Annotated in this window: 10 protein-coding genes and 1 pseudogene; 10 read left to right on the top strand and 1 reads right to left on the bottom strand. The window is 60.5% G+C overall.

The annotated features are described in order from the left end of the window. Positions 1-305 (bottom strand): annotated as a pseudogene (locus PQQ52_RS34315) (hypothetical protein); the annotation flags it as partial. A 114-nt stretch (positions 306-419) separates the two neighbouring features. On the opposite strand from PQQ52_RS34315, the gene PQQ52_RS34320 reads away from it, so the two are divergent. The 10 genes from PQQ52_RS34320 (at position 420) to PQQ52_RS34365 (ending at position 10,355) form a co-directional block, all read left to right on the top strand. Continuing rightward, on the top strand, positions 420-1,910 hold the full coding sequence (locus PQQ52_RS34320; RefSeq protein WP_408221433.1) for a 2-hydroxymuconic semialdehyde dehydrogenase: 1,491 nt from the start codon (positions 420-422) through the stop codon (positions 1,908-1,910). Beyond that, entirely contained in the window at positions 1,907-2,728 is an 822-nt protein-coding gene (locus PQQ52_RS34325) for a 2-keto-4-pentenoate hydratase (RefSeq protein WP_408221435.1), read from the top strand. The genes PQQ52_RS34320 and PQQ52_RS34325 overlap by 4 nt, the downstream gene beginning before the upstream one ends. A gap of 11 nt (positions 2,729-2,739) precedes the next feature. Further along, positions 2,740-3,684, top strand: coding sequence for an acetaldehyde dehydrogenase (acetylating) (locus PQQ52_RS34330; RefSeq protein WP_408221436.1), 945 nt, complete (start codon positions 2,740-2,742; stop codon positions 3,682-3,684). 13 nt (positions 3,685-3,697) lie between these two features. After that, the gene (dmpG, locus tag PQQ52_RS34335) at positions 3,698-4,741 is read left to right on the top strand and encodes a 4-hydroxy-2-oxovalerate aldolase (protein WP_408221438.1); all 1,044 of its coding nucleotides are present in this window, start codon (positions 3,698-3,700) and stop codon (positions 4,739-4,741) included. Continuing rightward, positions 4,738-5,511: a 2-keto-4-pentenoate hydratase gene (locus tag PQQ52_RS34340; RefSeq protein WP_408221440.1), complete on the top strand. Its 774-nt coding sequence runs from the start codon at positions 4,738-4,740 to the stop codon at positions 5,509-5,511. The genes dmpG and PQQ52_RS34340 overlap by 4 nt, the downstream gene beginning before the upstream one ends. After that, complete coding sequence (locus tag PQQ52_RS34345) at positions 5,508-5,939, top strand: RidA family protein (protein WP_408221442.1); 432 nt, start codon at positions 5,508-5,510, stop codon at positions 5,937-5,939. The genes PQQ52_RS34340 and PQQ52_RS34345 overlap by 4 nt, the downstream gene beginning before the upstream one ends. A gap of 32 nt (positions 5,940-5,971) precedes the next feature. Beyond that, on the top strand, positions 5,972-6,496 hold the full coding sequence (locus tag PQQ52_RS34350; RefSeq protein ID WP_408221443.1) for a 3-hydroxyanthranilate 3,4-dioxygenase: 525 nt from the start codon (positions 5,972-5,974) through the stop codon (positions 6,494-6,496). Between the two features lie 15 nt (positions 6,497-6,511). Beyond that, a complete protein-coding gene (locus PQQ52_RS34355) occupies positions 6,512-7,534 on the top strand; it encodes an amidohydrolase family protein (protein ID WP_408221445.1) in 1,023 nt (340 codons plus the stop codon). A 66-nt stretch (positions 7,535-7,600) separates the two neighbouring features. After that, positions 7,601-8,830 (top strand): kynureninase, encoded by a 1,230-nt coding sequence (gene kynU / locus PQQ52_RS34360; protein WP_408221447.1) that lies wholly within the window; start codon positions 7,601-7,603, stop codon positions 8,828-8,830. Between the two features lie 124 nt (positions 8,831-8,954). Continuing rightward, entirely contained in the window at positions 8,955-10,355 is a 1,401-nt protein-coding gene (locus PQQ52_RS34365; protein ID WP_408221449.1) for an amino acid permease, read from the top strand. Positions 10,356-10,593: the final 238 nt, after the last annotated feature.

A 10,593-nucleotide genomic window follows, 5' to 3' on the forward strand; every position in this document is an offset into this window, starting at 1 on the left:
TAGGGGACCCACTTAAGAATTAGCGGTGTGAGCCGCTTTCTCTTGCTTACTTCTCTTTGCGGCGGCAAAGAGAAGTAAGTGCCCGCCCCGCACAGGGGCGACGCTAATAAACCAATAAGAAAACAAGGAAAGGCCAACACCGCAGGCAACCAGACAATAAGCGCCGCGCAGGCAACCAAACCAAACCAAACCAAACCAAACCAAACCAAACCAAACCAAACCAAACCAAACCAAACCAAACCAAACCAAACCAAACCAAACCAAACCAAACCAAACCAAACCACCCCCTCATCGCCGCCGCCCAAGGCAAACCCCCTCTGGTATTCCCCTTTAGCATACCCACCACCCAATCTTTGATTATCGCCCCGCGAGGCCCCCCCTTAGACTCCTGCAAACACCTCAATCGAGCAGGAGACGTTGTGACTCTCACCCCGGCCGCCGCGCAGCGCGCTCAACCGCTACTTCGCCATTACATCAATGGCGAATTCATTGCGACCGCAACCACCTTCCCAAACATCAGCCCGGTCGACGGCAAACAACTCGCTCAAGTCTGCGAAGCCGACGCCGCCACGGTCGATGCCGCCGTCCGCGCCGCCGCCGCCGCCCAACGCGCCGGCTGGCGCAATACCAAACCGGCTGAACGCGCCGACTGGCTCCATAAAATCGCCGACGGCATCGAAGCCCGCTTCGAAGATTTCGTCGCGGCAGAGGTGGCCGACACCGGTCGCCCACTCGAGCAGGCCCGCAAGCTCGATATCGCGCGTGGCATCGCGAACTTCCGCACCTTCGCAGATCTCATCCGCACCGCAAACAGCGAGTTCTTCGAAACGCACGCAGCCGATGGCAGCGAACTGATCAACTACGTCACGCGCAAACCGCTCGGCGTGGTCGGCATCATCTCGCCGTGGAACCTGCCGCTGCTCCTGTTCACGTGGAAAGTGGCGCCGGCCCTCGCAATGGGTAACTGCGTCGTCGCCAAACCCTCGGAAGAAACGCCCAGTTCCGCCACGCTGCTCGCCGAGGTGATGCACGACATTGGCTTGCCACCCGGCGTGTTCAATCTGATTCACGGTCACGGGCCGAACGCCGCCGGTGAATTCCTCACGCGTCATCCGGACATCAGCGCGATCACCTTCACCGGTGAGTCGCGTACCGGCAGCACGATCATGAAGACCGTCGCCGATGGCGTTAAGGAGATCTCGTTTGAACTCGGCGGCAAGAATGCAGCCGTGGTTTTCGCCGATGCGGATTTCGATGCCGCCGTCGCCGGCGTGTTGAAATCGAGCTTCACGAATGCCGGACAGGTCTGTCTGTGCAGCGAGCGCGTGTACATCGAGCGGCCGATCTTCGAACGCTTCGTCGCCGCATTGAAGGAAAAAACCGAGGCGCTGCAGGTCGGTGCGCCTCACGATCCCGCGACCACGATGGGTCCGCTGATCTCGCGTGGACATCGCGAGAAGGTATTGTCGTATTTCCGGCTCGCAGTAGAAGAGGGCGCAACCGTCGTGACTGGCGGCAATGTCCCGCAATTCGGCGACGAACGTGATCAAGGCGCGTTCGTGATGCCGACAATCTGGACTGGGCTGAACGACGATGCGCGCTGCGTGAAAGAAGAAATCTTCGGACCTGTCTGCCACATTGCGCCGTTCGATAGCGAAGACGAAGTGATCGGCCGCGTCAATGACAGCGCCTACGGACTCGCCGCAAGTATCTGGACCACGCAACTCTCGCGCGGCCATCGCGTGGCGCGGCAGATCGAAACCGGCATCGTTTGGGTTAACGCATGGTTTGTGCGGGATCTGCGCACACCGTTCGGCGGAACCAAACTTTCGGGCATCGGCCGTGAAGGCGGCCGTCATTCGCTCGATTTCTATTCGGAACTGACCAACGTCTGCGTGAGGATCGCATGAGCGAAATCGACCTGAACGCCGCACAACAGATCGCTTACTTGCTTTGGCAGGCGCAGCAGAACAACACACCCATTGCGCCGGTGCGCGCGGCGATCGCGAACCTGGGCGGCGATGCGCTGGAAGCCGCTTATGCCGTCCAGCGCCTGAACACTGAACGGAAGCTGGCAACCGGTCGCCGCCTCGTGGGCCGCAAGATCGGCCTCACGTCAAAAGCCGTGCAGGCACAGCTCGACGTCGATCAACCGGACTTTGGCATGCTGTTCGACGATATGTCGATTGCGGACGGTGAAGAGATAGCAATGTCGCGCACGCAGCAGCCGAAAGTGGAAGCGGAGATCGCGCTGGTGCTCGCTCGCGATCTGCCGCATGACCGGCATACGATTGCCGATCTGATCGGCGCAACTGCTTACGCATTGCCCGCAATCGAGATCGTCGGTAGCCGGATTGCCAACTGGGATATCCGCTTGACGGACACAGTGGCCGACAACGCATCAAGCGGGCTGTTCGTGCTCGGCAATCGTCCCGTCAAGCTCGATGCCTTCGACGCGATCAACTGCGGCATGGTGATGGAGCGGCGCGGCGATCAGGTGAGCGTCGGCGTGGGCGCCGCTTGCCTCGGCAATCCGCTCTACGCAGCGGTGTGGCTCGCCAACACCATGACGCGTGTCGGCGCGTCTTTGAAGGCGGGCGATATCGTGCTAACTGGCGCGCTCGGCCCAATGGTCGGCGTCAATGCCGGCGACGTCTTCACCGCCCACATCGAAGGGCTCGGCTCCGTCAGCGCGAGTTTTGCCCACCATACTGAATCCGCAGCGTGACAGAGAACGCCATGCACGATAAACAAGAAAAGCAGGCCGTCGCCATCATCGGCTCCGGCAATATCGGCACCGATCTGATGATCAAGGTGCTGCGTCACGCGAAACACCTCGAGATGGGGGCGATGGTCGGCATCGATCCGGCTTCGGACGGTCTGGCGCGCGCCGAACGGCTCGGCGTGCCAACCACCGCGCAGGGGATCGACGGCCTCGTGGCCATGCCGAAATTCAGCGACATTCGCATTGCATTCGACGCAACGTCGGCAGGCGCACATCACCGCCATGCCGCCGTGCTGCGTGAACACGGCGTCACTGTGATCGATCTGACGCCGGCTGCCATCGGGCCGTTCGTGGTGCCGGTAGTGAATCTGTTCGCGCATCTCGACGCGCCGAACCTGAACATGGTCACATGCGGCGGTCAGGCGACGATTCCAGTCGTTCATGCCGTATCGCGCGTGGCGCCGGTGCGTTACGCCGAAATCGTCGCATCGATTGCAAGCCGCTCGGCGGGGCCGGGTACGCGCGCCAATATCGACGAGTTCACCGAGACCACCTCGAAGGCGATCGAAACCGTCGGCGGCGCGGCGCGGGGTAAGGCGATCATCGTGCTCAATCCGGCCGAGCCACCGCTGATGATGCGCGACACCGTCTACTGCCTGACCGAAGAAGACGCCGATACCGATGAAATCGAAAGCTCGATTCACGCGATGGTCGCAGCGGTGGCGAGTTACGTGCCCGGCTATCGTCTGAAGCAGGCCGTACAGTTTGACCGCTACACCGCGGCGAACCCTCTCGCGTTGCACGCGAACGAGCGCCGCGCGGGTCTGAAAGTGAGCGTGTTCCTCGAAGTCGAGGGCGCCGCGCATTATCTGCCTTCGTATGCGGGCAATCTCGACATCATGACTTCGGCGGCGCTGGCCGCGGCCGAGCAGATCGCGGCCAGCCGCGTGACAGCGTGAAAGGAAAGATGCAATGATCGATAGCAACAAGAAAATCTATGTGTCGGATGTGACGCTGCGCGATGGCATGCACGCAATCCGCCATCAGTACTCGTTGGAGAACGCGGTAGCGATCGCACAGGCACTCGACGACGCGGGCGTCGACAGTATCGAAGTCGCGCACGGCGATGGTCTATCGGGTTCGAGCTTCAACTACGGCTTCGGCGCACACACCGATCTCGAATGGATCGAAGCGGTGGCCAGTACGGTGAAACGTGCGCAGGTGGCGACGCTGCTGCTGCCCGGCATCGGCACCGTCCACGATCTGCGCGCGGCGTACGACGCCGGGGCACGCATCGTCCGGATCGCCACGCATTGCACCGAGGCGGATATCTCGAAGCAGCACATTGAATACGCGCGCTCGCTCGGCATGGATACCGTCGGCTTCCTGATGATGTCGCATATGACCACGCCCGACGCATTGGCGAAGCAGGCCAAATTGATGGAGCGCTACGGTGCGCAATGCGTGTACGTGGTGGATTCGGGCGGCGCGTTGAATATGCGCGACGTCGCCGAGCGTTTCGATGCTTTCAAGGCCGTGCTCGATCCGGCGACGCAAACCGGTATGCACGCGCACCACAATCTGTCGCTGGGCGTGGCGAATTCCGTGATCGCACTCGAACACGGTTGTGACCGTATCGATGCATCGCTGACCGGAATGGGCGCGGGCGCAGGCAACGCACCGCTCGAAGTGTTCATCGCCGCGGTAGACCGGATGAAACTCAATCACGGCTGCGACGTGAAGAAGCTGATCGACGCCGCAGAAGATATCGTGCGTCCGTTGCAGGAGCGGCCGGTGCGGGTGGATCGCGAAACGCTCGCGCTAGGCTATGCCGGCGTGTACTCGAGCTTCCTGCGCCACACGGAGGCCGCCGCTGCGAAATACGGCTTGTCGGCGTTCGACATCATGGTCGAACTCGGCAAGCGCCGTATGGTCGGTGGCCAGGAAGACATGATCGTCGACGTTGCGCTGGATATGCGCAAGGCGCGTGAACTCGCGCCGAAGGCGGCCGCGTGATCAATCTCGATGCTATCGCGGAGCGTATCGACGACGCCGCGCGCCATGCGGAGCCGATCGCGCAGCTCACCACGTCCACGCCGTTTTCGCTGGATGACGCTTATGGGATTCAACGCGCGTCGATTGAGCGGCGCATTCATCGCGGCGAGAGCATGGTCGGCGTGAAGCTGGGCTTTACGAGCCGCGCGAAGATGATTCAGATGGGTGTCGACAGCCTGATCTGGGGCTGGCTGACCGACGCGATGCTCGATGAAGACGGCGGCCGCGTCGCGCTGAATCGCTTCATTCACCCACGCGTCGAGCCGGAGGTTTGCTTCCTGACGAGCCGTGAGATCGACCGGCCGCTCACCCTGCTCGAAGCGTCGCGCTATCTGGAAGCGGTGGCCCCGGCGATGGAGATCATCGACTCACGCTACCGCGATTTCAGGTTCACGCTCGAAGATGTGGTCGCCGATAACTGTTCGTCGGCGGGGCTGGTGATCGGCCCGTGGACCAAACGTTTCGACGGCTTGCGCAACGCCGGCGTGACGATGCGACTCGACGGCCGCATCGTGCAAGCCGGCTCGACCGCGGCAATTCTCGGCGACCCGCTGCGCTCGATCGTGCAGGCGTCGCGGCTGATTTCGCAAAGCGGCCTCGTGTTGCCGGCTGGCTCGCTGATCATGGCGGGCGCCGCCACCGCCGCTCATCCGTTGCCCGTCGACGCGCACGTGCATTGCATCGTCAACGGCCTCGGCAGTACCGAATTCACCACCTATCGACCCTCATGACCAACGAACCGACCATTCAAGGGCGCGTCGTGCCCGGCAAAGCCAAACCGCGCGGCCGTTTTCCGCACGTGACGCGAGCGGGCGACTTCCTGTTCGTCTCCGGCACCAGTTCGCGCCGTCCGGACAATACGATTGCGGGCGCCTCCGCCGACGAACTCGGCACCGTTCAGCTCGACATTCGTGAGCAAACGCGCGTGGTAATCGAGAACATTCGCGATATCCTGCAGAGTGAAGGCGCGGACCTGTCGAACCTCGTCGAGATCTCGTCGTTCCTCGTCAGCATGAACGACTTCGGCGGCTATAACGCTGTGTACGGTGAGTACTTCGACGAAACCGGTCCGACGCGCACGACGGTCGCAGTGCATCAATTACCTCATCCGCATCTGCTGATCGAGATGAAGGCAATTGCGTACGCGCCGAACAAATAAACACGCGCATAAAATCAAAGAAAGAGACAGCCATGCTCACGTACGGCAAACCGTTCAATTTTCAGCGCTGGATCGACGACCACGCGCATCTGCTCAAGCCACCGGTCGGCAATCAGCAGGTGTGGCAGGACAGCGATTTCATCGTCACGGTGGTGGGTGGACCGAACCATCGCACGGACTACCACGACGACCCGCTCGAAGAATTCTTCTATCAGCTGCGCGGTAATGCGTATCTGCATCTGTGGATCGACGGCAAACACGAACGCGTCGACCTGAAAGAAGGGGACGTGTTTCTGCTGCCGCCGCATGTGCGTCATTCGCCACAACGGCCGGAAGCGGGCAGCGTCTGCCTCGTGATCGAACGGCAACGCCCGCAAGGCATGGTGGACGGCTTCGAATGGTACTGCGATGACTGCGGCCATCTCGTCTATCGCGTCGAGGTGCAACTGAAAAGCATCGTCAGCGATCTGCCGCCGCTTTTTAACGCCTTCTATGCGTCAGAAGAAAAGCGGCGCTGCGCACATTGCGGTCATGTTCACCCCGGCAAGGCCGCTTAAACAAAACGAATCACGATGACACTTCGAATCGACATGCATTCCCATTTTTTCCCGCCGATCGCGCGGGAAGAGGCCGCAAGCCTCGACGCGGAACACGCGCCGTGGCTGAAGATCGACGCGGACGGCGAACGCGGCATGATCATGACTGGCGAAAAGAGTTTTCGCCCGGTGTATCGCGCGCTGTGGGATCCGGCGGTGCGCATTGCTGAAATGGATGCGCTCGGCGTCGACATCCAGCTGATGTGCGCGACGCCCGTGATGTTCGGCTATCGCTACGACGCTTCCGCCGCGCACGACTGGGCCGCGCGGATGAACGATCACGCGCTTGAACTCTGCGCGCACGCTCCCCAACGATTGATGGCGCTTGCGCAAGTGCCGCTGCAGGACATTGACCTCGCTTGCCGCGAAGCGACGCGCGCGCACCGAGCCGGCCATCGCGGCGTGCAGATCGGCAATCACCTCGGCCCGCGTGATCTCGACGACGAACACCTGGTGACGTTTCTCACGCACTGCGCGAACGAAGGCATTCCCGTGCTCGTGCACCCGTGGGACATGATGACCGACGGCCGCATGAAGAAGTGGATGCTGCCGTGGCTTGTCGCGATGCCGGCGGAAACACAATTGAGCATGGTGTCGCTGATTTTGTCTGGAGCGTTCGAGCGGATTCCGAAGTCGCTGAAGCTGTGCTTCGCGCACGGCGGCGGCAGCTTTGCGTTCTTGCTTGGCCGCGTGCAGAACGCCTGGGAGCAGCGCGACATCGTGCGCGAAGATTGTCCGAATCCGCCGGTGTCGTATCTCGAGCGCTTTTACGTGGACAGCGCGGTGTTCGATCAGGGCGCTTTGCGCCTGCTGGTCGAGACGATGGGCGAGGACCATGTGCTGCTCGGCTCCGACTATCCGTTCCCACTCGGCGAGCAGAAGATCGGCGACCTGGTCGCCGATCATCCACAACTGAGCGACACGGCCAAGGCGAAGATTCTCGGCACCAACGCCCAACGCTTTTTCAATTTGCCTACGACGGTCGCAGACGCGGTTTAAACAGGTTCAAGCACCGCTCGCCGTTGACCTTGCAATTGCAATAAGAACACACAGGAAATTAGTCAGATGATCACCCGGGAACACTGCATCGCACTCGACGCTGCTGACACGTTGGCCCACTGCCGCGCGCGATTTGACTTGCCCGTCGACACGATTTACCTCGACGGTAACTCGCTGGGCGCGATGCCCACGAATGTGCCCGCACGTATCGAACGGGCGCTTAAGCAGGAATGGGCGCACGGTTTGATCCGCTCATGGAACGACGCCGACTGGTATCCGGCGCCGCAGCGCACCGGCAACAAGATTGCCAAACTGATCGGCGCAGGGCAGGACGAAGTGATCGTCGCCGATTCGACCTCGGTGAATCTGTTCAAGGTGCTGGTCTCGGCCACGCGCATGCGCCCGGGTCGTAACGTGATCCTCGCTGAGCGAACCAATTTTCCGACCGACGTGTATATCGCTTCGAGCGTCGCGGAGATGACCGGCTGCGAGCTGCGTTGCGTCGACCCGGACGACATTGTCGCGTCGATCGACGATAGCGTGGCGATCGTGTCGCTCACGCACGTCAACTACAAAACTGGCAAACGCTACGACATGGAAGCAGTGACGCGTCAGGCACATGAAGCCGGCGCGCTGATCGTGTGGGACCTCTGTCACTCGGCGGGTGCGATGCCGGTGAATCTGAACCGCTGCGATGCCGACTTCGCGGTGGGCTGCGGCTACAAGTATTTGAATGGCGGTCCTGGTGCGCCGGCTTTTGTGTTTGTCGCGTCGCGCCATATCGAAGCCGTACGTCAGCCGTTGACGGGGTGGCATGGTCACTCGAAGCCGTTCGAGTTCACGCACGACTACGCGCCGCATCCGGGCATTGATCGCATGTTGACCGGCACCGCGCCGCAACTTGGCGTGGTTGCACTGGAGAGCGCGCTCGAAGCATTCGATGGCGTCGATCTCGATGTGCTTCGTGACAAGAGCGTGGCGCTCGGCAATCTGTTTATCGAGCTGACCGATCAGGAACTGAAAGGCCTTGGTTGCACGCTCGCTTCGCCTCGCGACACCGAGCAGCGCGGCAGCCAGGTATCGCTGGGTCATGCGCAAGGCTACGCGATCATGCAGGCGCTGATTGCGCGCAACGTGATCGGTGATTTCCGCGCACCGGACATTCTGCGCTTTGGCTTTGCGCCGCTGTACGTGCGATACGTGGATATCTGGGACACCATCGCGCAGCTCAAGGACATCATCGCAACCGATGCGTGGAACACCGAGGAATATAAAGCGCGCAAGTCGGTGACCTGACCCGCTCAACGTACTTGACCACCTAAGCACTTAAGCGCCGCGATTCGAGCAATACAAGTCATACGACAGCGCGGCACCGGCGGTTGCGTCCCTACGCGCAACCGCATCCAGGAGGAGACACAAGATGACGCAAGAGCAGCGGGGTTTCGACACGATTGTCGAACGCGAGAAGGGATTGCACCGGGGATTAACGACGGGGCAGTTATCGATGATCGCGATTGGCGGGGCGATCGGCACGGGCCTTTTTCTCGGCAGCGGATTCGCCATTGGTTTTGCCGGCCCGAGCGTGCTGGTGAGTTATGCGATTGGCGCGCTGATTGCGTTGCTGTTGATGGGATGCCTTGCCGAGATGACCGTCGCGCATCCAACGTCGGGATCGTTCGGCGCCTATGCCGAGCACTATATTGCGCCGTGGGCGGGATTTCTGGTGCGCTACGCGTACTGGTCGTCGATTGTGTTTGCGGTCGGCACTGAGGTGACGGCGATTGCCGTGTATATGAAGTACTGGTTTCCGGGCGTGCCTGGCTGGTACTGGATTGTTGGGTTCTCCGCGGCGTTGATCGGAATTAACTCGGTGAGCGTGAAGGTGTTCGGCGCGGTCGAGTATGTCTTTTCGATGCTGAAGATCGTGGCGATTGTCGGTTTCATTTTACTGGGTGCGTATGTGGTGTTCGGCGCGCCCGCCAGCTCGGGGATCGGCTTTGCCAACTACACGTCACACGGCGGTTTCTTTCCGAAGGGTGTGTGGGGCATGTGGGTGGCGGTGATCGTATCGATTTTCAGTTATCTGAGCATCGAGATGATCGCGGTGGCGGCGGGCGAGGCGCGCGATCCGCAGAAGGCGATCACGCAGGCGTTTCGCGCGACCATGTTCCGGTTGGTGTTCTTTTATTTGCTGACATTGGCGTTGATGCTGGCGATCGTGCCATGGAATGCGGCGGGTACCGATGAGAGTCCATTTGTGCGGGTGATGGCGGCGACGCATGTGCCGGGGGCTGCGGGGGTGATCAATTTTGTGATTCTTGTGGCGGCGTTGTCGGCGATGAATAGCCAGTTGTATATCACTACGCGGATGATGTTTAGTCTTTCCCGCGCGGGGTATGCGCCGCGGCGGTTGGGGGATCTGAATCGGAAGGGGGTTCCGGTTGCTGCGTTGTGGCTCTCGACGATCGGGATTGCGTTGGCTACTGTTTTGAATGTGGTTTATCCGAATGCTTCGTTTGTGTTGATGATGTCCGTTTCCATGTTTGGTGCCATGTTCACCTGGCTGATGATTTTTATTACGCACTTCTTTTTTCGCCATAAGCATAAGGGGGTGCCGTTGGCGTTCAGGATGTGGGGGTTTCCGGTTACTTCTCTGCTTGGCGCGGGGCTGATGGTGAGTGCGTTGGTCACTACGTGGTTTACCCGAGAGTTTCGGATGACGTTGGTGATTGGAGTGCCGTTTGTTGTTGTGTTGCTTGTGGTTTATTTTGTTTGGTATCGGGGGAGGGCCGTCGGGGCGGCCCGTGCTGAATTGGTGTGATGGTTTTTTTGCCTGTTCGGCGCTTGTTCGTCTGTACGCCTGCGGCGTTGGGCTTTTGTTGATTTTTTTGCCTGCGCGGCGCTTGTTCGTCTGCGGTTTTATGGTGTTGGCCTTTCCTTGAATTGTTATTGGTTTATTAGTGTCGCCCCTGTGCGGGGCGGGCACTTACTTCTCTTTGCCGGCCGCAAAGAGAAGTAAGCAAGAGAAAGCGGCTCAAACCGCTAATTCTTAAGCGGGT

This window comes from Paraburkholderia sediminicola, from assembly GCF_046030555.1.
Lineage (GTDB): Bacteria > Pseudomonadota > Gammaproteobacteria > Burkholderiales > Burkholderiaceae > Paraburkholderia > Paraburkholderia sediminicola_E.

Excerpts from the sequence above, each read along its gene's own strand:
- dmpG (WP_408221438.1), top strand. The coding sequence starts at position 3,698 with ATGATCGATAGCAACAAGAAAATCTATGTGTCGGATGTGACGCTGCGC.
- PQQ52_RS34325 (WP_408221435.1), top strand. The coding sequence starts at position 1,907 with ATGAGCGAAATCGACCTGAACGCCGCACAACAGATCGCTTACTTGCTT.
- PQQ52_RS34355 (WP_408221445.1), top strand. The coding sequence starts at position 6,512 with ATGACACTTCGAATCGACATGCATTCCCATTTTTTCCCGCCGATCGCG.
- PQQ52_RS34330 (WP_408221436.1), top strand. The coding sequence starts at position 2,740 with ATGCACGATAAACAAGAAAAGCAGGCCGTCGCCATCATCGGCTCCGGC.
- PQQ52_RS34350 (WP_408221443.1), top strand. The coding sequence starts at position 5,972 with ATGCTCACGTACGGCAAACCGTTCAATTTTCAGCGCTGGATCGACGAC.
- kynU (WP_408221447.1), top strand. The coding sequence starts at position 7,601 with ATGATCACCCGGGAACACTGCATCGCACTCGACGCTGCTGACACGTTG.
- PQQ52_RS34365 (WP_408221449.1), top strand. The coding sequence starts at position 8,955 with ATGACGCAAGAGCAGCGGGGTTTCGACACGATTGTCGAACGCGAGAAG.
- PQQ52_RS34345 (WP_408221442.1), top strand. The coding sequence starts at position 5,508 with ATGACCAACGAACCGACCATTCAAGGGCGCGTCGTGCCCGGCAAAGCC.